Origin of the sequence: Streptomyces sp. yr375 (assembly GCF_900110755.1) — a bacterium.
GTDB lineage: Bacteria > Actinomycetota > Actinomycetes > Streptomycetales > Streptomycetaceae > Streptomyces.
This window is the reverse complement of record NZ_FOFF01000006.1, coordinates 86,472-106,064: the sequence shown is the minus strand read 5'-3', so window position 1 is coordinate 106,064 and position 19,593 is coordinate 86,472. Positions and strand designations below refer to the sequence as shown.

The window sequence follows — 19,593 nt, the reverse complement described above, 5'->3', positions numbered from 1 at the left end:
AATGAGCCGCCCGCTGCTCTACCTCGACGTCGACGGCCCCCTGAACCCGTACGCCGCCAAGCCCACGAAGCGCCCGGCGGGCTACACGACGATCAGGGCGCACGTAGGCCGCGAGCGGCCACTGCGCGTCTGGCTGCACCCCGACCACGGCGCGGCGCTGCTCCGCCTCCCCTACGACCTGTGCTGGGCCACGACCTGGATGGCCGAGGCCAACCACTGGATCGCACCCGTACTGGGCCTGCCCGAACTCCCGTACGTCGACTTCGGCGCGGCCCTCCTCGCCCACCGGCCCGACGGCGTCCACTGGAAGACGGAGACGATCGTCGCCCACGCGGCGGGCCGCCCCTTCGCCTGGGTGGACGACGAACAGTCCCCCACCGACACGGCATACGTCACCGCCCACCACCCGACCCCGGCGCTCCTCCACCACGTGAACCCACGCCTCGGCCTACGGGACGAGGACTTCACGGCACTGGGCGAGTTCGCGGCGGGCCTGCCCGCGTGACTGCCGTATGACTTGACCGGCCACATGACGGAGCGCCCTTCCGCGGGCAGCGGGAAGGCGCTCTGTCAGACGGGCCGGGCGCTCGGTGTCAGTTGTGGCTGTGCAGGATCTCGTTCAGGCCGCCCCAGACCGCGTTGTTCGGGCGGGCTTCGACCGCGCCGGTGACCGAGTTGCGGCGGAAGAGGATGTTCGAGGCGCCGGAGAGTTCGCGGGCCTTGACGATCTGGCCGTCGGGCATCGTGATCCGGGTGCCGGCGGTGACGTAGAGGCCGGCCTCGACGACGCATTCGTCGCCCAGCGCGATGCCGACGCCCGCCTCGGCGCCGATCAGGCAGCGCTCGCCGATGGAGATGATCACGTTGCCGCCGCCGGACAGCGTGCCCATCGTGGACGCGCCGCCGCCGATGTCCGAGCCGTCGCCGACGATGACGCCCGCGGAGATGCGGCCCTCGACCATCGACGTGCCGAGCGTGCCCGCGTTGAAGTTGACGAAGCCCTCGTGCATGACGGTGGTGCCCGCGGCGAGGTGCGCGCCGAGGCGGACCCGGTCGGCGTCGGCGATCCGGACGCCCTTCGGGGCGACGTAGTCCGTCATGCGCGGGAACTTGTCGATGGAGGTGACCTGGAGGTGCAGGCCCTCCGCGCGGGCGTTCAGCCGGACCTGCTCGACGTCGTCGACGGCGACCGGGCCGAGCGAGGTCCAGGCGACGTTGGCGAGGTGGCCGAACATGCCGTCCAGGCTCTGCCCGTGCGGCTTCACGAGCCGGTGCGAGAGCAGGTGCAGACGCAGGTAGACGTCGTGCGCGTCGAGCGGCTTGTCGTCCAGCGAGGCGATGACCGTGCGGACCGCGACCACCTCGACGCCCCGCCGGGCGTCCGGACCGATCGCCTTCGCCGCACCCTCGCCGAGCAGCTCCACGGCCTTCTCGGCGGACAGCCGCTCGGTGCCGGACGGACCGGGCTCCGCGAGGAGCGCGGGCGCGGGGAACCAGGTGTCGAGAACGGTGCCGTCGGCGGCGATCGTGGCGAGGCCGGCGGCCGCGGCGCCGGTGGTGCGAGGGACAGTCGTGTCGGTCATAAAAGGCAACCTAACCGGCGGAAGGCCGCGGAGGCCAACCCGCACAGCGGTGTCTCAGGGAGCGGTCCGCGGGCCCGCCGACCTCGCCCGTTCCCCTCGCGAACCACGAGAACCGACTGCCGATGAGCATCCGGACCCCAACGATGCGTATACACGCATAGCCGTACAGATGAGTCGCGGAATCGAAAGTGTTATGGAAAGCCCTCGCCCAAACGGATGAACGCGGGCCACAGGTTCCACTACTGTTTCACCGTTCACACACCGGGCCATCGCAGCCGCGGCAGCCGCCAGGGGTGCCGCTGGAGGAACAGCGCATGCCAGAAAACAAGTCCCGGCCGCCCCAGGACCAACGCTGGGAAAGCGGCTGGGCCCCGGACACCTCCCGGGCACCCGGAACACGGCGCCTCTGGTTGGCGGGCGGTCTCGCCGTCGCCACCGTCCTGGCGTGCGTGACCGCAATCGCCCTGAACGACAAGCCCGTTGACCAGAAGCCGGAAGCCCGCAAGGGCCAGACGCTGTCGGACGACGAGACGGCGGGCGGCGGCCTGATCTCCTTCGCCACCCCCTCCCCGACCCCGTCGACGACACCCGGGGGCGACGGCACGAGTGGCGCCAAGGGCGACGGCAAGAGCACGCCCGCGTCCGCGTCGCCGCAGGCCCCCTCCTCCCCCAGACCGCAGGGCAGTTCGGCTCCGCACACCTCGGCCAAGCCCTCCGCGTCACCGACGAAGAAGCCCACCCGCCCCAAGCCGCCCACCAGTTACAAGCGGTCGGTCCGCTCGGTCAACTACCCGGACCGCTACTGGCATGTGAGCGGCGGCCTGGTGAAACTCGACCCGGTGCGCGGCTCGGAGTCCCGCGCGGACTCCACCTTCACCGTGGTCAAGGGCCTGGCGGACAGCTCCTGTTACTCCTTCGTCACGGCAAGCGGCAGCTACCTGCGCCACTACAACTTCGTCCTGCGCGCCGACCGCAACGACGGCAAGGCCATCTTCAAGAAGGACGCCACCTTCTGCTCCCGCGCCTCCGGCTTCTCCGGCGCGGTCATGCTGGAGTCGGTGAACTACCCCGGCCGATACCTGCGGCACAAGGACTTCCAGCTCCGCCTGGACCCGTACCAGTACGACAACCAGTACGTCTCCGACTCGGCGTTCCGGTTCGTCGACGCTCTGTCGTAACAAGCCGTACCGGAAAAGCGGCGAGGTCCATAGGGACCTCGCCGCTTTTCCGTGTTTCCGCTTCCGCCGGACGGCAGCCTCAGACGTTGAACCCGAGCGCCCGAAGCTGCTCGCGGCCGTCGTCCGTGATCTTGTCCGGGCCCCACGGCGGCATCCAGACCCAGTTGATGCGCAACTCGTTGACCAGGCCGTCCGTGGCGGACTTCGCCTGGTCCTCGATGACGTCCGTCAGCGGGCAGGCCGCCGACGTCAGGGTCATGTCGATCGTCGCGATGTTCGCGTCGTCGATGTGAATGCCGTAGATCAGGCCGAGGTTGACGACGTCGATGCCCAGTTCGGGGTCGACCACGTCGTACAGCGCCTCGCGGACCTCGTCCTCCGAGGCCGGCTTCATCTCAATGGTCTCGCTCATGCCGTCTTCCTTTCGGCGGCGTCCGAGCCCAGGGCCTGGACCGTCGCATCCTTCCACGCCATCCAGCTCAGCAGCGCGCACTTCACCCGGGCCGGGTACTTGGAGACGCCGGCGAACGCGACCGCGTCCTCCAGCACCTCCTCCATCGCGTCGTCGGGCTCGATCTTCCCCTTGGACTGCATCAGCTCCAGGAACGTCTCCTGGATCCGCTGCGCCTCGGCGAGATCCTTGCCGACGAGGAGGTCGTTCAGCACGGAGGCCGACGCCTGGCTGATGGAACAGCCCTGGCCCTCGTAACTGACGTCCTCGATCTTCGTGCCGTCGTACTTCACACGCAGGGTGATCTCGTCGCCGCAGGTCGGATTCACGTGGTGCACCTCGGCGTCGCCATCGCGCAGACCACGCCCGTGCGGGTGCTTGTAGTGGTCCAGGATGACTTCCTGGTACATCGAGTCCAGCTTCATGCGATCCCTCGCCAACCCCTCAGCCGAAGAAGTTCCGTACGTGCTCCAGGCCGTCGACCAGAGCGTCGATCTCGGCCGGCGTGGAGTACAGATAGAACGACGCTCGCGTGGTCGCGGGAATTCCGTACCGCAGGCAGACCGGGCGGGCGCAGTGGTGGCCGACGCGGACCGCGATGCCCTGCTCGTCCAGCACCTGGCCCACGTCGTGCGGGTGGATGTCGCCGAGCGTGAAGGAGATCGCCGCCCCCCGGTCCTCGGCCGTCGCCGGGCCGATGATCCGCAGGTCGGGGACCTCCGTCAGGCGCTGCACCGCGTACTCGGTGAGCGCGTGCTCATGGGCGAGGATCTTGTCCATGCCGATCGCGGAGAGGTAGTCGATCGCCGCTCCCAGGCCCACCGCCTGCGCGATCGGCGGGGTGCCCGCCTCGAACTTGTGCGGTGCCGGGGCGTAGGTCGACGAGTGCATCGACACCGTCTCGATCATCTCGCCGCCGCCGAGGAACGGAGGCAGGTCCTCCAGCAGCTCCTGGCGGCCCCACAGGACGCCGATGCCGGTCGGGCCGCACATCTTGTGGCCGGTGAAGGCCACGAAGTCGGCCTGGAGGGCCTGTACGTCCAGCGGCATGTGCGGCGCGGCCTGCGAGGCGTCGATCAGGACCAGGGCCCCGACCTCCTGCGCGCGGCGCACGATCTTCTCGACCGGGTTGACCGTGCCCAGGATGTTGGAGACCAGCACGAAGGAGACGATCTTCGTCTTCTCGGTGATGACCTCGTCTATGTTCGACAGGTCGAGCCGGCCGTCGTCGGTCAGGCCGAACCACTTCAGCTTCGCGCCCGTGCGCTGCGACAGCAGTTGCCACGGCACGATGTTGGAGTGGTGCTCCATCTCCGTGATGACGATCTCGGTCTCGTGGTCCACGCGGTAGGGCTCGTCGGCCCAGCCCAGCATGTTCGCCACGAGGTTCAGCGACTCGGAGGCGTTCTTCGTGAAGATCACCTCGTCACGGCTGGGCGCGTTGATGAACGTCGCGACCTTGTCGCGCGCGCCCTCGTACAGCGCCGTGGCCTCCTCGGCGAGCACATGGATGCCACGGTGCACGTTGGCGTTGTGCTGCTCGTAGTACTCGGAGAGCGTGTCGATCACCTGACGGGGCGTCTGGGAGGTCGCCGCGTTGTCCAGGTACACGAGCTTCTTGCCGTCATGGATCACCCGGTCGAGGATCGGGAAGTCCTTGCGGAGCGCCTCGCCCAGGAGATTAGGCACAGTGAGGAGGCCCGGCAACTGCGTCACGCGGATACGCCACCCTTCGTGTAAGCCTCGTAGCCCTCGTTCTCCAGCTTGTCGGCGAGTTCGGCGCCGCCGGACTCGGCGATCCGGCCGTCGGAGAAGACGTGCACGAAGTCGGGCTTGATGTAGCGCAGGATGCGCGTGTAGTGCGTGATCAGCAGGGTGCCGACCTCGCCGGTCTCGCGGACGCGGTTGACGCCCTCGGAGACGATGCGCAGGGCGTCGACGTCCAGACCGGAGTCCGTCTCGTCGAGGATCGCGACCTTCGGCCGCAGCAGTTCGAGCTGGAGGATCTCGTGGCGCTTCTTCTCGCCGCCGGAGAAGCCCTCGTTGACGTTGCGCTCGGCGAAGGCGGGGTCCATGTTGAGGCGCTGCATGGCCTCCTTGACCTCCTTCACCCAGGTGCGCAGCTTGGGGGCCTCGCCGCGGACGGCGGTGGCGGAGGTGCGCAGGAAGTTGGAGACCGAGACGCCGGGGATCTCGACCGGGTACTGCATCGCCAGGAACAGGCCGGCGCGGGCGCGCTCGTCGACGGACATCTCGAGGACGTCCTCGCCGTCGAGGGTGACGGTGCCGCTGGTGACCGTGTACTTGGGGTGGCCCGCGAGCGAGTAGGCGAGGGTCGACTTGCCGGAGCCGTTGGGGCCCATGATGGCGTGCGTCTCGCCCTGCTTCACGGTCAGGTCGACGCCCTTGAGGATCTCCTTCGTGGCGTTGTCGGCCTCGACGGTGACGTGCAGGTCGTGGATTTCAAGCGTTGCCATGGGTGCCTCAGGACTCCTGGGTGAGGGAGACGAGCACGTCGTCCCCTTCGATCTTTACGGGATATACGGGGACGGGGCGCGTCGCGGGAAGGCCGGACGGCTTGCCGGTGCGCAGGTCGAAGCTGGAGCCGTGCAGCCAGCACTCGATCTGGCAGTCCTCCACCTCGCCCTCGGAGAGCGAGACGTTCGCGTGCGAGCAGATGTCGTGGATGGCGAACACCTCGCCCTCGGTACGGACGACCGAGACCGGCGTGCCGTCGAGTTCCACCCGCTTCGGGGTGTCCTCCGCCAGCTCGCTCAGCCCGCAGGCGCGAAGGAACGGAACACGGTCGTCGGCCATCAGACGGTGGCTTCCAGCTCGGTCTCGATCCTGGCGAGCAGCCGCTCCTCGATGTCGTCGACACCGATCTGCTGGACCAGTTCGGCGAAGAAGCCGCGGACCACGAGGCGGCGGGCCTCGTCGGCCGGGATGCCTCGGGCCATCAGGTAGAAGAGCTGCTCGTCGTCGAAACGGCCGGTGGCGGAGGCGTGGCCGGCGCCGACGATCTCGCCGGTCTCGATCTCCAGGTTCGGCACGGAGTCGACCCGGGCGCCGTCGGTCAGCACCAGGTTGCGGTTGAGCTCGTAGGTGTCGGTGCCCTCGGCCTTGGCCTCGATGAGCACGTCGCCGATCCACACCGCGTGCGCGGCCTCGCCCTGCAGCGCGCCCTTGTAGACGACGTTGGACTTGCAGTGCGGGACGTTGTGGTCGACCAGCAGGCGGTGCTCCTGGTGCTGGCCGGCGTCCGTGAAGTACAGGCCGAGCAGCTCGGCCTCGCCGCCGGGACCGGCGTACGTCACGCGCGGGTGGAGGCGGACGAGGTCGCCGCCGAAGGTCACGACGACCGACTTGAAGGTGGCGTCGCGCCCGATGAGGGTGTTGTGCTGGGCGACGTGCACGGCCTTGTCGTCCCAGTCCTGGATGGAGACGACGGTCAGCTTCGCGCCGTCCCCGAGGACGTACTCGACGTTGGCGGCGACCACGGCGTCACCGGTGTGGTCGAGGACGACGACGGCCTCGGCGAAGGCGCCCAGCTCGATGACCTGGTGGGCGTAGGACACCCCGCCCTCGCCGTGCACCGCGACGCGGATCGGCTCGGTGAGCACCAGGTCCTTGGGGACGGTGATCACGCCGGCCTTCTCGAACGCGGAGTACGCCTGGGCGGCGACCCGGTCCACGGGGGTGCCGGCCCGGCCGAGCCGGGCGTCGTCACGGTCGACGAGTTCGACGGTGACGCCCTCGGGGGCCTCGACGGCGACCTTGACGGCCCCGTCGGTCGCGGCGGCGGTGCCGTCGTGCAGCCCGCGCAGCCGCTCCAGCGGCGTGAACCGCCACTCCTCCTCGCGGCCGTGGGGGACCGGGAAGTCCGCCACGTCGAAGGACGGGGGCGCGCTCATGCGCGTGGCGACGGTCGACTCGGCGGCCACCGCGATCTGGCCGGCGGTGGTAGACCCCACCGGGATGTTCTGAGCCTCAGCCATGGCTGTCGGTCTGCTCGCTTTCTTGCGTGAGTGGCTTGATGGGTACAGCAGTCGACGGTTAGCCGACCGCGCCTTCCATCTGGAGCTCGATCAGCCGGTTGAGCTCGAGGGCGTACTCCATGGGCAGCTCCTTCGCGATGGGCTCGACGAAGCCGCGCACGATCATCGCCATCGCCTCGAACTCGCTCAGACCACGGCTCATCAGGTAGAAGAGCTGGTCGTCGGAGACCTTGGAGACGGTGGCCTCGTGGCCCATGGACACGTCGTCCTCACGGACGTCCACGTAGGGGTACGTGTCGGAGCGGGAGATGGTGTCGACGAGCAGCGCGTCGCACAGCACGTTGGACTTGGAGCCGTGGGCGCCCTCGCCGATCTCGACGAGACCACGGTAGGACGTACGACCGCCACCACGCGCAACGGACTTCGACACGATGTTGGAGGACGTGTTCGGCGCCATGTGGACCATCTTGGAGCCGGCGTCCTGGTGCTGGCCCTCGCCCGCGAAGGCGATGGAGAGGGTCTCGCCCTTGGCGTGCTCGCCCATCAGGTAGACGGCCGGGTACTTCATCGTCACCTTGGAGCCGATGTTGCCGTCGATCCACTCCATGGTCGCGCCCTCGTACGCCACGGCGCGCTTGGTGACCAGGTTGTAGACGTTGTTCGACCAGTTCTGGATGGTCGTGTAGCGGCAGCGGGCGTTCTTCTTGACGATGATCTCGACCACGGCGCTGTGCAGCGAGTCCGACTTGTAGATCGGGGCCGTACACCCCTCGACGTAGTGCACGTACGCGCCCTCGTCGACGATGATCAGGGTCCGCTCGAACTGGCCCATGTTCTCCGTGTTGATACGGAAGTAGGCCTGGAGCGGGATCTCGACGTGCACGCCCTTCGGCACGTAGATGAAGGAGCCGCCGGACCACACCGCGCTGTTCAGCGACGCGAACTTGTTGTCGCCGACCGGGATGACGGTGCCGAAGTACTCCTTGAAGAGCTCCGGGTGCTGCTTCAGCGCGGTGTCGGTGTCGAGGAAGATGACGCCCTGCTCCTCCAGGTCCTCACGGATCTGGTGGTAGACGACCTCGGACTCGTACTGGGCGGCGACGCCCGCGACGAGGCGCTGCTTCTCCGCCTCCGGGATGCCGAGCCGGTCGTACGTGTTCTTGATGTCCTCGGGCAGGTCCTCCCAGGACTCCGCCTGCTTCTCCGTGGAGCGCACGAAGTACTTGATGTTGTCGAAGTCGATGCCCGAGAGGTCCGAGCCCCAGTTGGGCATGGGCTTCTTCTCGAACAGGCGCAGACCCTTGAGGCGGAGCTTGGTCATCCACTCCGGCTCGGACTTCTTGCCGGAGATGTCGCGGACGACGTCCTCGTTGATGCCGCGCTTGGCAGAGGCACCAGCCACGTCGGAGTCGGCCCAGCCGTATTCGTAGTTGCCCAGACCCTCGAGCTCGGGGTGGGCGGTCTCCTCGATGGGGAGCGTCATGCGGGGTTCCTCCCGGCGGTGCTTGCGGATGCGTGGTGGGTCGCTGTGGAAACTTTGGGGATGAACGTGGTGCACACGCCGTCGCCGTGGGCGATGGTCGCCAGTCGCTGGACGTGCGTGCCGAGCAACTGGGAGAAGATCTCGGTCTCCGCCTCGCAGAGCTGCGGGAACTCTTCGGCTACATGGGCGACGGGGCAGTGGTGCTGGCAGAGCTGCTCACCTACCGGTGCGCTGCGCGCCGTAGCAGCGTACCCGTCGGCGCTCAGGGCCTTGGCCAGGGCTTCGGTCCGCCCGTCGGGGGCGGCGGCCTCGACCGCCTTGCGGTACGCGGCGGCCTGTCCGGCCATCCGGGCGCGGGCGAAGGCGACGACCGCCTCGTCCCCGCCGAAGCGGTCCTGGATGAAACGCAGGGCGTCCGCGGCGAGCGTGTCGTAGGACTGGTCGAAGGCGTCACGGCCGCAGTCGGTGAGAGCGAAGACCTTGGCCGGGCGGCCGCGGGTCCGCGCTCCGTACACCCGCTGCTCGCGGGCCTCCACGACGCCGTCGGCGACCAGTGCGTCGAGGTGGCGGCGGACGGCGGCGGGGGTGAGCCCGAGGCGTCCGGCCAGGTCGGTGACGGTCGACGGGCCGTGGTCCAGGATGGACCGCGCGACACGGTTGCGCGTGGAGCGCTCACCGGTCGCGAGCTCCTCCTGCGGGGCCGCGCCAACGTTTTTCACAACGCCATTGTTGCGTAATTCCTCAGGGGCAGGCAAGCCGGGTCCTCGCCACCCCGGGTGCGGTGCATCACTTAGGTAAACCTAATCTGACCTGCGGGAATGATCTTTGATCGATCAATTCGGTGGCCCGGCGCGGGGCTGTCGTGAAGACTGCCCGACCATGCCGACACCACGTCCGACCCACCCCCCGACACCCCCTCCGACCGGCCCACTCGTCACCCGCGCCAGCCTCGCCGCGGAGCTGCGCGCGCTCGGCGTACGCCCCGGTGAGACGCTCCTCGTGCACGCGTCGCTGCGCTCCCTCGGCTGGGTCAACGGCGGCGCGGTCGCCGTCGTCCAGGGGCTGCTCGACGCGCTCGGTCCGGACGGCACGCTGGTGGTCCCCGCCCAGTCCGGCGACCTGTCCGACCCGGCCCTGTGGGCCAATCCGCCGGTGCCCGAGGAGTGGTGGGCGCCGATCCGCGCCACGATGCCGGCGTACGACCCGCTCGTCACCCCCACGCGCGGGATCGGCGTGCTCCCGGAGACCGTACGGACCTGGCCCGGCGCGCTGCGCAGCGCCCACCCGCAGACCTCGTTCGCGGCGCTCGGGGCGCGGGCGGCGGAGATCGTCGAGGGACACGCCCCCGACTGCCGGCTCGGCGAGCGCAGCCCGCTGGCCCACCTGGAGCGGGCGGGTGCCCGGGTCCTGCTCCTGGGCGCCGGTTACGCCACCTGCACCAGCTTCCACCTGGCCGAATACCGGATACCGGCCCCGCGTGTCGCGATCGGCAGGCCCGGGCCCGGCGGGGCGTGGGAGGTCGTCACCGAGGTGTCGATCGACTCCGACCGGTTCGACGAACTCGGCCACGACTTCGAACGCGACCGCGACCTGGACGTCGTACGGGGAAGGGTGGGCGCGGCCGACGTACGGCTGTTTCCGGTCGCGGCGGCCGTGGCGTACGCGCAGCGGTGGCTGCCGCTGCACCGGCCCCGCGAGGAGGAGTTCTGAACCCGCCCGGGGACGCGCCCGCCCGGGCCACCGGTGGTACGTGGCCACTTCCCGTACCCGCCGGTCCGCGCCCCCGCCCGCGAACCTAGACTCTTGAGCCATGCGAACTGAGCCTGTCGTCCGGGTCCAGGCCCTGGTGAAGCGGTACGGGACGAAGACGGCGGTGGACGGCCTCGACCTGACGGCCCGGCCGGGCGTCACCGCCGTCCTCGGACCCAACGGCGCCGGCAAGACGACCACGATCGAGACCTGCGAGGGGTACCGCACCGCGGACTCCGGCACCGTGCGCGTCCTCGGCCTCGACCCGGTGAGACAGGCCTCCGACCTGCGCCCCCGGATCGGGGTGATGCTCCAGTCGGGGGGTGTGTACTCCGGTGCGCGGGCCGACGAGATGCTCCGCCACATGGCGAAGCTGCACGCGCGTCCGCTGGACGTCGACGCCCTCGTCGAGCGCCTCGGCCTCGGCTCCTGCGGCCGTACGACGTACCGGCGGCTGTCCGGCGGCCAGCAGCAGCGGCTCGCGCTGGCCATGGCCGTCGTCGGCCGCCCGGAGCTGGTGTTCCTGGACGAGCCGACGGCCGGCCTCGACCCGCAGGCCCGCCGCGCCACCTGGGACCTCGTACGGGACCTGCGCGCGGACGGCGTCTCAACCATCCTGACCACGCACTACATGGACGAGGCCGAGCAGCTCGCCGACGACGTCGCGATCATCGACGCCGGCCGGGTCATCGCCCAGGGCTCCCCCGAGGAGCTGTGCCGCGGCGGCGCGGAGAACACCCTGCGCTTCACCGGCCGCCCCGGTCTCGACGTGAACTCCCTGCTCAAGGCCCTGCCCGCCGACAGCGCCGCCGCCGAGCTGACCCCGGGCTCCTACCGCGTCACGGGCAAGATCGACCCGCAACTGCTGGCGACGGTCACCTCGTGGTGCGCGCAGCACGGGGTGATGCCGGACCGCATCTCGGTCGAACGGCACACCCTCGAAGACGTCTTCCTTGAGCTGACCGGCAAGGAGCTGCGCTCATGACCACCACCTCCGCCCCCTCCGCCTCCTCCGGCTCCACCACCCCCGGCACCTACGCGCCGGACCCCGGGGCCGCGCCCCTCCCCCGCATGATCGGGGCGCAGGCGGCGCTGGAGACGAAGATGCTGCTGCGCAACGGCGAGCAACTGCTGCTCACCGTCGTGATCCCGACCCTGCTGCTGGTCCTGTTCAGCAGCGTGGACATCGTCGACACCGGCGCGGGCAGGGCGGTGGACTTCCTCGCCCCCGGCATCCTCGCCCTCGCCGTGCTGTCCACGGCCTTCACCGGCCAGGCCATCGCGACCGGCTTCGAACGCCGCTACGGCGTCCTGAAGCGGCTCGCCTCCTCGCCGCTCCCGCGCTGGGGCCTGATGACGGCGAAGACGCTGTCGGTCCTGGTCACCGAGATCCTCCAGGTGCTCCTGCTGACGGTGATCGCCTTCGCGCTGGGCTGGCACCCGCACGGCGACCCGGTGGCCGTCGTGCTGCTCCTGGTCCTCGGCACGGCCGCGTTCTCGGGCCTCGGGCTGCTGATGGCGGGCACCCTGAAGGCGGAGGCGACGCTCGCCGCGGCCAACCTGGTCTTCCTGCTGCTGCTGGTGGGCGGCGGGGTGATCGTCCCGCTCGACAAGTTCCCGCCCGCCGTGCAGGACGCGCTCGGCCTGCTGCCCATCGCCGCCCTCTCCGACGGCCTGCGCGACGTCCTCCAGCACGGCGCGGGCATGCCCTGGGCCGACCTGGGGATCCTGGCGGCCTGGGCGGTCGTCGGCCTCACGGCGGCGGGCCGCTTCTTCCGCTGGGAGTAGGGACGCAGAGGGGCACAAGTGGGCGCGAGGGAGCACGGGGGACCCTCGTGAAAGCGTGCACAAGCGGCCGCCTACGATGGTGCGCGTGCCGAACCTGACCCGTGCCGACGCCGTAGCCGCCGTGCGCAACCCGCTCGCCTTCATCGCCGAACGCTGGACCCCGACCCCCCGGACGGTGCGGCGGGCGGCCCTGTCCGCGCTCGTGATGTCGGTGGTCATCGTGGTCACCGGCGGCGCAGTCCGGCTCACGGGTTCCGGCCTCGGCTGCCCGACCTGGCCGAAATGCACCGCCGACTCGCTCACCGCGACCAGCGAGATGGGCTTCCACGGCGCGATCGAGTTCGGCAACCGGATGCTGACGTACGTGCTGTGCGCGGCCGTCGGCTGGGCGATCGTCGCCGCGCGCGCCGAGAAGCCGTACCGCCGGAGCCTGACCCGGCTGGGCTGGGCGCAGTTCTGGCTCGTGATGGGCAACGCGATCCTCGGCGGCATCGTGGTCCTCGTCGGGCTGAACCCGTACACGGTCGCCGCGCACTTCCTGCTGGCCTCGGCGCTCACCGCCGTCGCCACGCTGATGTGGCAGCGCACCCGGGAGGGCGACGGCGCGCCCGAGCCGCTGGTCGGCACGTCCGTGCGGCAACTGGTGTGGTTCCTGGTCGTCGCGTCGGCGCTGCTGATCGCCGTCGGCACGGTGGTCACCGGGTCCGGTCCGCACGCGGGCGACTCCAGCGAGGTCGAGCGGATGCCGCTGGACTGGGAGACGGTGAGCAAGCTGCACGCCGTCCTCGCCTGGATCGTCGTGACCCTGACCTTCGCCCTGTGGTTCGTCCTGAAGGCGGTCGACTCCCCCAAGGACGCCCTGAACCGCACCCGCGACCTGTTCGCCGTCCTGCTCCTCCAGGGCGCGGTGGGCTACGTCCAGTACTTCACGGACCTCCCCGAAACCCTGGTCGGCATCCACATGCTCGGCTCCTGCCTGGTATGGATCGCGGTACTCCGCATCCTGCTGTCCCTCCGCGAACGCCCCACCCCGAAGCTCGACCTGCCCATCCCGGCGACCAGGGCGACGGCCGACACATCCGTGTGAGGCACGCCGGCGAGTCACTCACCGTTCGGAGATCAGGCGGGCCCTTGCCTCAGCCCAGGCCGTACACCCTGCGGGCGTTTCCCGCCGCGATCAGGCCGGCCACCCGTTGGGCGTCCGACAGGGACCAGGCGTCCTGGGCGACCCAGGTGCCCAGGACGCGGGCCAGGGCCTCGCGGAAGAGGCGGGCGCCGACCACGTGCAGTTCGGGCAGGCCCCGCGCGCCGCTGGAGAAGAGGATCTTGCCGAAGGGGGCGAGTTCCAGGATCTCCGCGAGGATCGTCGCGGCGCGGGCACCGGTGCGGACGAGGGCCGCGCCGCAGTCGGCGTAGACGTGCGGGAAGACGCCCGCGAGGTGGGCGGCGTGGCGGTGGTAGGGGTAGGCGTGCAGCAGGACGAGGTCGGTGCCGAGGCCTGCCGTCGCGCGGACGAAGTCGGTGAGCAGCACGGGGTCGGTGCGGTCGACGCGCGCCTCGGGCGCTCCGAGCCCCGCGTGCAGTTGCAGGGGCAGTCCCGAGGCGACGGCGATCCACAGCAGGTGCCGTAGCAGCACCGGGTCGCTCAGTTCGCCGCCGACCCGGCGGGCGGCCAGCCAGCGGCCGGCCGCGCCCCGCACCTCCCCCGGCCCGGGCGGCTCGGGCGCGAGGGCGAGGCCGTGCCGGACGCCCGCGACGGAGGTGAAGGCCACGGCGTTCGCGGCGGCCCCGTGGACCGCCTCGGCGAGGTTGGCGAGGAACGACTCGACGGTGCCGGAGGTGTCGGCGACCTGTTCGGCGAGGAGTTCCAGGCGCACGATCTCGCGGGCCTCGGCGGCCCCGGCCGAGGCCAGTTCGGCCGGTCCGGTGAGGTCGCCGGGCAGGCCCGTGTCGACCAGGTAGGTGGTGATGCCGCTGCCGCGCAGCAGCCGGCGCCCCGATTCCAGTACGCCGAGTTCTCGACGCCGGGCGAGATAGCGGGCGGGCGGGGCGTGCGGTTCCAGGCCGAGCAGCGGCGGGCACCAGCGGCGTACCGCGAACCCCGTCTGCGTGTCGAAGAACGTCGTGCCCGAGGCGGGCGGGCCCTCGGAGCGCGACAACTGGGCCTCGAAGGTGCCGAGACCCAGCTCCGTTCTCAGGACGCCGTGGCAGTACTGGTCCACCAAGGACGGCGTTTCGATCATCCGGACTCCCCGAAACTGGACCTCGTACTCGTAAAGGTCCTAACGGGTGAGCCGGGTGGAGGTGTTGCGGAAAACGCCGCTCGGTCGGGGGAAAAGTCGGGGAATCGGGGAAGCGGGTCAGCCGTTCTTCGGTCCGCCGACCTGGATGCCCGCCATCCGCGTCCACTCGTACGGCCCGGTCCGCACCTTCGCCGCGAACTCGCCGTCGAAGGACTCGTGGGCGGTGATCCCGGCCTTCGCGACGGCCTGTTCGGCGAGGGCGACCGAGGGGGCCACGAGGTCGCCCCAGCCGCCGTCCTCGCCGACGAGGACGATGCGCGCGCCGCGCTCGCCGATGTACGCGACCTGGCTCTCGGCCCCGCCGTGCGCCTTGGTGAAGGCACTGATCTGCTTGGCCAGCCGGGCCGCCCGGCGCTCGGCCTTGGCCTGCTGCTTGGCGTCGGTGCCCTCGTCAACCTGCTTGCTGTCTGCCATGACCAGGATGCTACCGACGGGTAGTCCCGGCGGCGACCGGCGGGCCGCGTGGCCTTGACCACTACGGGCCGCCGGGCCGCCCTCACGGAGTGCTCAGCGCAGGAAGGGGTCCACCGCGACCGCGACGAACAGCAGCGACACATAGGTGATGGACCAGTGGAACAGCCGCATCTCCTTGAGCTTGCCGCCCGTCACCTCGGCCTTGGCGCGGGTGTGCAGGCCGTGCGCCTCCCACAGCCACCAGCCGCCGGCCACCAGGGCGACCGAGGTGTAGAACCAGCCGGTGTAGCCCAGCGGGGTCAGCAGCAGCGAGACGCCGACCATCACCCAGCTGTAGAGGACGATCTGCTTGGCGACGACCTTGTTGGAGGCGACGACCGGCAGCATCGGCACGCCCACGCGCGCGTAGTCGTCCTTCACCTTCATGGACAGCGGCCAGTAGTGCGGCGGCGTCCAGAAGAACATGACGAGGAAGAGGATGACCGGCGCCCACGACATCGAGTCCGTGACGGCCGACCAGCCGATCAGCACCGGCATGCAGCCGGCGATGCCGCCCCACACGATGTTCTGCGAGGTACGGCGCTTGAGGATCATCGTGTAGACGACGACGTAGAAGAGAAGCGCGCCGAGGGCGAGCCAGGCCGACAGCCAGTTGACGGTCAGGCCGAACAGGAGCGTCGAGACCACCGCGAGGGTGATGCCGAAGGCGAGGCACTCGCGCGGGCTGACCATGCCGGTGACCAGCGGGCGCTGCGAGGTGCGGTCCATCAGCGCGTCGATGTCGCGGTCGATGTACATGTTCAGCGCGTTGGCGCCGCCCGCGGAGAGGTAGCCGCCCAGGGTGGTCAGCAGCACCAGGCCGAGATCCGGCACGCCCCGCTGCGCCAGGAACATCACCGGGACGGTGGTGATCAGCAGCAGCTCGATGATCCGTGGCTTCGTCAGCGCCACGAACGCCTTGACCCGGGCCCCGAGTGGCCGCCGGCTCGGGCTCTGGCTCGTCCCGATCATCCCCATTGGACGGGATTCAACGGCCGTCACGCACACCCCTGACAGAGACTCCCAGCGAGCCTCCCCATGTGAATACGGAGTGAGAGCTCGCGCGTACCACGCCACTGTAGACGTTGCCCATACCCCGACATTCGCGGGGGTGCGGTCGTGTTGGACGGGGCCTCCGGAAGAGTGGGACGGCACTCTGTTGAGCACTCGTACGAGCGCCTCCGTATTCACCTGCTGAACAGCGGACACACCGGTCGGCAGGCGGATCGGGAAGACTCCCGGCAGTCTGGAATGACTCGAAAAAATACGGGTTCGCACGGGGGTAGGCTCGACGAGAGCCGGTGGGCGCCGCGTGCACCGGCATTCGACATGTGTGACATGTGGAGAGGAGCCCTGACCCAGGGTGAGCACCAAGCCGACCACCACAGACCTCGAGTGGACCGAGTTGGACCAGCGGGCCGTCGACACCGCCCGCGTCCTGGCCGCCGATGCCGTACAGAAGGTCGGCAACGGCCATCCCGGTACGGCGATGAGCCTGGCGCCTGCCGCGTACACCCTCTTCCAGAAGGTGATGCGGCACGACCCGGCGGACGCCGACTGGGTGGGCCGCGACCGCTTCGTGCTGTCCGCCGGCCACTCGTCCCTGACCCTCTACACCCAGCTCTACCTGGCCGGCTTCGGCCTGGAGCTGGACGACCTCAAGGCGTTCCGCACCTGGGGTTCGAAGACGCCGGGTCACCCGGAGTACGGCCACACCACGGGCGTCGAGACGACGACCGGCCCGCTGGGCCAGGGTGTCGCCAACGCCGTGGGCATGGCGATGGCCGCCCGCTACGAGCGCGGTCTGTTCGACCCCGAGACCCCGGTCGGCGAGTCGCCGTTCGACCACTTCGTCTACGCGATCGCCGGTGACGGCTGCCTCCAGGAGGGCATCTCCGCCGAGGCGTCCTCGCTCGCCGGCCACCAGAAGCTCGGCAACCTGGTCCTGCTGTGGGACGACAACCACATCTCGATCGAGGGCGACACCGAGACAGCCGTCTCCGAGGACACCGCTCTGCGGTACGAGGCGTACGGCTGGCATGTGCAGCGCGTCGCCCCGAAGCCGGACGGCGACCTCGACCCGCACGCCCTCTACAACGCGATCGAGGCCGCGAAGCGGGTGACGGACAAGCCGTCCTTCATCGCGATGCGCTCGATCATCGCCTGGCCCGCGCCGAACGCGCAGAACACCGAGGCCGCGCACGGCTCGGCGCTCGGCGACGACGAGGTCGCGGCCACCAAGCGGGTCCTCGGCTTCGACCCGGAGCAGAGCTTCGAGGTCGCCGACGAGGTCATCGGCCACACCCGGCAGGCCCTGGAGCGGGGCGCGCAGGCGAAGGCGGAGTGGGAGAAGTCCTTCCAGCTCTGGCGCGACGACAACGCCGAGCGCGCCGCCGAGTTCGACCGCGTCGCCGCGGGCGAGCTGCCGGCCGGCTGGGAGGAGAAGCTCCCGGTCTTCGAGCCCGGCAAGGGCGTCGCCACGCGCGCCGCGTCCGGCAAGGTGCTCCAGGCGCTCGGCGCGGTCATCCCCGAGCTGTGGGGCGGCTCCGCCGACCTCGCGGGCTCCAACAACACGACGATCGACAAGACGTCGTCGTTCCTCCCGGCGGACAACCCGCTGCCGGAGGCCAACCCCTACGGCCGCACGGTCCACTTCGGCATCCGCGAGCACTCGATGGCCGCGGAGATGAACGGCATCGCGCTGCACGGCAACACCCGTATCTACGGCGGCACGTTCCTCGTGTTCTCCGACTACATGCGCAACGCCGTGCGCCTGTCCGCGCTGATGCACGTGCCGGTGACGTACGTGTGGACGCACGACTCCATCGGCCTCGGCGAGGACGGCCCGACGCACCAGCCGGTCGAGCACCTCGCGTCGCTGCGCGCGATCCCGGGCCTGAACGTCGTGCGCCCGGCCGACGCCAACGAGACCACGATCGCCTGGCGCGAGATCCTCAAGCGCTGGACGAAGGTCTTCGGCAAGGGCGCCCCGCACGGTCTGGTCCTCACCCGCCAGGGCGTGCCGACGTACGAGACCAACGAGGACGCGGCCAAGGGCGGTTACATCCTGTCCGAGGCCTCGACGGGGACGCCCGAGGTGATCCTCCTCGCGACCGGTTCCGAGGTGCACGTCGCCGTCGACGCGCGCGAGCGGCTCGAAGCCGACGGGGTGCCGACGCGGGTCGTGTCCATGCCGTGCGTGGAGTGGTTCGAGGAGCAGGACCAGGGGTACCGGGACAGCGTCCTGCCCCCGTCGGTCAAGGCCCGGGTCTCCGTCGAGGCGGGGATCGGTCTGACCTGGCACAAGTACGTCGGGGACGCCGGCCGCATCGTTTCCCTGGAGCACTTCGGTGCTTCGGCCGACGGCAAGGTCCTCTTCCAGGAGTACGGCTTCACTGCCGAGAACGTGGCCGCCCAGGCCCGGGAATCGCTCACCGCCGCCCAGCGCTGACGCTCACATACGACACGTAGGAGATGTAATTCCATGACAGACGCACTCAAGCGCCTCTCCGAAGAAGGCGTGGCGATCTGGCTGGACGACCTGTCGCGCAAGCGGATCACGTCCGGCAACCTCGCCGAACTGATCGACCAGCAGCACGTCGTGGGCGTCACCACCAACCCGTCCATCTTCCAGAAGGCGATCTCGTCCGGCGACGGTTACGAGCAGCAGCTCACCGACCTCGCCGCCCGCAAGGTCACCGTCGAAGAGGCCATCCGCATGATCACGACGGCGGACGTCCGCGACGCCGCCGACATCCTGCGCCCGGTCTTCGACGCCACCGGCGGCCAGGACGGCCGGGTGTCCATCGAGGTCGACCCGCGCCTGGCGCACCACACCACGCCGACCGTCGCCGAGGCCAAGCAGCTCGCCTGGCTGGTCGACCGCCCCAACACGCTGATCAAGATCCCGGCGACGAAGGCGGGCCTGCCGGCCATCACCGAGGTCATCGGCAACGGCATCAGCGTCAACGTCACGCTGATCTTCTCGCTGGAGCGCTACCGCGAGGTCATGGACGCCTACCTGGCGGGCCTGGAGAAGGCGCAGGCCAAGGGCCTTGACCTGGCGCTGATCCACTCCGTGGCGTCCTTCTTCGTGTCCCGCGTGGACACCGAGATCGACAAGCGGCTCGACGCGCTCGGCACCCCCGAGGCCAAGGCCGCCAAGGGCAAGGCCGGCGTCGCCAACGCCCGCCTCGCCTACCAGGCGTACGAGGAGGTCTTCGCGAGCGCCCGCTGGGCCGCGCTGGAGAGCGCGGGCGCGAACAAGCAGCGCGCGCTGTGGGCCTCCACCGGTGTGAAGGACCCCGCGTACAAGGACACCCTGTACGTGGACGACCTGGTGGCGCCGAACACGGTCAACACCATGCCGGAGGCGACCCTCTTCGCCACCGAGGACCACGGCGGGATCACCGGGAACACGATCGCCGGCACCTACGAGCAGGCCCGCGCCGAGCTCGACGCCGTCGAGAAGCTCGGGATCTCCTACGACGACGTGGTGCAGCTGCTGGAGGACGAGGGCGTCGAGAAGTTCGAGGCGTCCTGGAACGACCTGCTCAAGTCGACCGAGGCAGAGCTGGAGCGCCTCGCCCCCTCGGAGGGCTGATCAC

At 70.0% G+C, this 19,593-nt stretch carries 20 protein-coding genes; 8 read left to right on the top strand and 12 right to left on the bottom strand.

From position 1 onward, the window contains the following. The first annotated feature begins 1 nt into the window (after position 1). On the top strand, positions 2-505 hold the full coding sequence (locus tag BMZ82_RS09115; protein WP_093773598.1) for an HAD domain-containing protein: 504 nt from the start codon (positions 2-4) through the stop codon (positions 503-505). A gap of 88 nt (positions 506-593) precedes the next feature. On the opposite strand, the gene dapD is transcribed toward BMZ82_RS09115, so the two are convergent. After that, positions 594-1,583 carry a 2,3,4,5-tetrahydropyridine-2,6-dicarboxylate N-succinyltransferase gene (dapD, locus tag BMZ82_RS09110; RefSeq protein WP_093773596.1) on the bottom strand — a complete coding sequence of 330 codons (990 nt, stop codon included), beginning with the start codon at positions 1,581-1,583 and terminating at the stop codon, positions 594-596. A 314-nt stretch (positions 1,584-1,897) separates the two neighbouring features. On the opposite strand from dapD, the gene BMZ82_RS09105 reads away from it, so the two are divergent. Next, the gene (locus BMZ82_RS09105) at positions 1,898-2,761 is read left to right on the top strand and encodes an AbfB domain-containing protein (RefSeq protein ID WP_093773594.1); all 864 of its coding nucleotides are present in this window, start codon (positions 1,898-1,900) and stop codon (positions 2,759-2,761) included. A gap of 79 nt (positions 2,762-2,840) precedes the next feature. On the opposite strand, the gene BMZ82_RS09100 is transcribed toward BMZ82_RS09105, so the two are convergent. The 8 genes from BMZ82_RS09100 to BMZ82_RS09065 are packed head-to-tail and all read right to left on the bottom strand — an operon-like array spanning position 2,841 to position 9,412. Further along, positions 2,841-3,173, bottom strand: a complete 333-nt coding sequence (locus BMZ82_RS09100) for a metal-sulfur cluster assembly factor (protein ID WP_093773592.1) — start codon at positions 3,171-3,173, stop codon at positions 2,841-2,843. Further along, positions 3,170-3,637, bottom strand: a complete 468-nt coding sequence (gene sufU, locus BMZ82_RS09095) for a Fe-S cluster assembly sulfur transfer protein SufU (protein WP_093773590.1) — start codon at positions 3,635-3,637, stop codon at positions 3,170-3,172. The genes BMZ82_RS09100 and sufU overlap by 4 nt, the downstream gene beginning before the upstream one ends. A gap of 19 nt (positions 3,638-3,656) precedes the next feature. Then, positions 3,657-4,928, bottom strand: coding sequence for a cysteine desulfurase (locus BMZ82_RS09090; RefSeq protein WP_093773588.1), 1,272 nt, complete (start codon positions 4,926-4,928; stop codon positions 3,657-3,659). After that, positions 4,925-5,689 (bottom strand): Fe-S cluster assembly ATPase SufC, encoded by a 765-nt coding sequence (sufC, locus tag BMZ82_RS09085; protein WP_093773586.1) that lies wholly within the window; start codon positions 5,687-5,689, stop codon positions 4,925-4,927. Before sufC ends, BMZ82_RS09090 begins: the two co-directional genes overlap by 4 nt. 7 nt (positions 5,690-5,696) lie before the next feature. Then, complete coding sequence (locus BMZ82_RS09080) at positions 5,697-6,029, bottom strand: non-heme iron oxygenase ferredoxin subunit (protein ID WP_093773584.1); 333 nt, start codon at positions 6,027-6,029, stop codon at positions 5,697-5,699. Then, positions 6,029-7,210 (bottom strand): Fe-S cluster assembly protein SufD, encoded by a 1,182-nt coding sequence (sufD, locus tag BMZ82_RS09075; RefSeq protein WP_093773582.1) that lies wholly within the window; start codon positions 7,208-7,210, stop codon positions 6,029-6,031. The genes BMZ82_RS09080 and sufD overlap by 1 nt, the downstream gene beginning before the upstream one ends. A gap of 58 nt (positions 7,211-7,268) precedes the next feature. After that, positions 7,269-8,693, bottom strand: coding sequence for a Fe-S cluster assembly protein SufB (gene sufB, locus BMZ82_RS09070; protein ID WP_093773580.1), 1,425 nt, complete (start codon positions 8,691-8,693; stop codon positions 7,269-7,271). Continuing rightward, positions 8,690-9,412, bottom strand: coding sequence for a helix-turn-helix transcriptional regulator (locus tag BMZ82_RS09065; protein ID WP_093773578.1), 723 nt, complete (start codon positions 9,410-9,412; stop codon positions 8,690-8,692). Before BMZ82_RS09065 ends, sufB begins: the two co-directional genes overlap by 4 nt. Before the next feature lie 160 nt (positions 9,413-9,572). Here BMZ82_RS09065 and BMZ82_RS09060 point away from each other — a divergent pair, with 160 nt between their 5' ends. The 4 genes from BMZ82_RS09060 to BMZ82_RS09045 all read left to right on the top strand — a co-directional run bounded on the left by BMZ82_RS09060 (position 9,573) and on the right by BMZ82_RS09045 (position 13,317). Further along, on the top strand, positions 9,573-10,403 hold the full coding sequence (locus tag BMZ82_RS09060) for an AAC(3) family N-acetyltransferase (RefSeq protein ID WP_093773576.1): 831 nt from the start codon (positions 9,573-9,575) through the stop codon (positions 10,401-10,403). A gap of 100 nt (positions 10,404-10,503) precedes the next feature. After that, complete coding sequence (locus tag BMZ82_RS09055) at positions 10,504-11,427, top strand: ABC transporter ATP-binding protein (protein ID WP_093773574.1); 924 nt, start codon at positions 10,504-10,506, stop codon at positions 11,425-11,427. Further along, the gene (locus BMZ82_RS09050) at positions 11,424-12,230 is read left to right on the top strand and encodes an ABC transporter permease (RefSeq protein ID WP_093773572.1); all 807 of its coding nucleotides are present in this window, start codon (positions 11,424-11,426) and stop codon (positions 12,228-12,230) included. The genes BMZ82_RS09055 and BMZ82_RS09050 overlap by 4 nt, the downstream gene beginning before the upstream one ends. 76 nt (positions 12,231-12,306) lie before the next feature. Next, complete coding sequence (locus BMZ82_RS09045; RefSeq protein ID WP_093773570.1) at positions 12,307-13,317, top strand: COX15/CtaA family protein; 1,011 nt, start codon at positions 12,307-12,309, stop codon at positions 13,315-13,317. 49 nt (positions 13,318-13,366) lie between these two features. Here the strand turns inward: BMZ82_RS09045 and BMZ82_RS09040 are convergent, their stop codons facing one another. The 3 genes from BMZ82_RS09040 to BMZ82_RS09030 form a co-directional block, all read right to left on the bottom strand. Further along, positions 13,367-14,473, bottom strand: a complete 1,107-nt coding sequence (locus BMZ82_RS09040; RefSeq protein WP_093773568.1) for an amidohydrolase family protein — start codon at positions 14,471-14,473, stop codon at positions 13,367-13,369. Between the two features lie 117 nt (positions 14,474-14,590). Continuing rightward, positions 14,591-14,947, bottom strand: coding sequence for a hypothetical protein (locus BMZ82_RS09035; protein ID WP_093773566.1), 357 nt, complete (start codon positions 14,945-14,947; stop codon positions 14,591-14,593). A gap of 93 nt (positions 14,948-15,040) precedes the next feature. Beyond that, positions 15,041-15,958 carry a heme o synthase gene (locus BMZ82_RS09030; RefSeq protein WP_177244434.1) on the bottom strand — a complete coding sequence of 306 codons (918 nt, stop codon included), beginning with the start codon at positions 15,956-15,958 and terminating at the stop codon, positions 15,041-15,043. Positions 15,959-16,349: 391 nt separating this feature from the next. Here BMZ82_RS09030 and tkt point away from each other — a divergent pair, with 391 nt between their 5' ends. Both tkt and tal read left to right on the top strand, forming a co-directional pair. Further along, a complete protein-coding gene (gene tkt, locus BMZ82_RS09020; protein WP_093773564.1) occupies positions 16,350-18,437 on the top strand; it encodes a transketolase in 2,088 nt (695 codons plus the stop codon). A gap of 33 nt (positions 18,438-18,470) precedes the next feature. Beyond that, entirely contained in the window at positions 18,471-19,589 is a 1,119-nt protein-coding gene (gene tal, locus BMZ82_RS09015) for a transaldolase (RefSeq protein WP_093773562.1), read from the top strand. Positions 19,590-19,593 lie beyond the last annotated feature (4 nt).

Bases quoted from the DNA above. Each gene is read 5' to 3' on its own strand.
- BMZ82_RS09115 (WP_093773598.1), top strand. From the start codon at position 2: ATGAGCCGCCCGCTGCTCTACCTCGACGTCGACGGCCCCCTGAACCCG.
- dapD (WP_093773596.1), bottom strand. From the start codon at position 1,583: ATGACCGACACGACTGTCCCTCGCACCACCGGCGCCGCGGCCGCCGGC.
- BMZ82_RS09105 (WP_093773594.1), top strand. From the start codon at position 1,898: ATGCCAGAAAACAAGTCCCGGCCGCCCCAGGACCAACGCTGGGAAAGC.
- BMZ82_RS09100 (WP_093773592.1), bottom strand. From the start codon at position 3,173: ATGAGCGAGACCATTGAGATGAAGCCGGCCTCGGAGGACGAGGTCCGC.
- sufU (WP_093773590.1), bottom strand. From the start codon at position 3,637: ATGAAGCTGGACTCGATGTACCAGGAAGTCATCCTGGACCACTACAAG.
- sufC (WP_093773586.1), bottom strand. From the start codon at position 5,689: ATGGCAACGCTTGAAATCCACGACCTGCACGTCACCGTCGAGGCCGAC.
- BMZ82_RS09080 (WP_093773584.1), bottom strand. From the start codon at position 6,029: ATGGCCGACGACCGTGTTCCGTTCCTTCGCGCCTGCGGGCTGAGCGAG.
- sufD (WP_093773582.1), bottom strand. From the start codon at position 7,210: ATGGCTGAGGCTCAGAACATCCCGGTGGGGTCTACCACCGCCGGCCAG.
- sufB (WP_093773580.1), bottom strand. From the start codon at position 8,693: ATGACGCTCCCCATCGAGGAGACCGCCCACCCCGAGCTCGAGGGTCTG.
- BMZ82_RS09060 (WP_093773576.1), top strand. From the start codon at position 9,573: ATGCCGACACCACGTCCGACCCACCCCCCGACACCCCCTCCGACCGGC.
- BMZ82_RS09055 (WP_093773574.1), top strand. From the start codon at position 10,504: ATGCGAACTGAGCCTGTCGTCCGGGTCCAGGCCCTGGTGAAGCGGTAC.
- BMZ82_RS09050 (WP_093773572.1), top strand. From the start codon at position 11,424: ATGACCACCACCTCCGCCCCCTCCGCCTCCTCCGGCTCCACCACCCCC.
- BMZ82_RS09045 (WP_093773570.1), top strand. From the start codon at position 12,307: ATGGTGCGCGTGCCGAACCTGACCCGTGCCGACGCCGTAGCCGCCGTG.
- BMZ82_RS09040 (WP_093773568.1), bottom strand. From the start codon at position 14,473: ATGATCGAAACGCCGTCCTTGGTGGACCAGTACTGCCACGGCGTCCTG.
- BMZ82_RS09035 (WP_093773566.1), bottom strand. From the start codon at position 14,947: ATGGCAGACAGCAAGCAGGTTGACGAGGGCACCGACGCCAAGCAGCAG.
- BMZ82_RS09030 (WP_177244434.1), bottom strand. From the start codon at position 15,958: ATGATCGGGACGAGCCAGAGCCCGAGCCGGCGGCCACTCGGGGCCCGG.
- tal (WP_093773562.1), top strand. From the start codon at position 18,471: ATGACAGACGCACTCAAGCGCCTCTCCGAAGAAGGCGTGGCGATCTGG.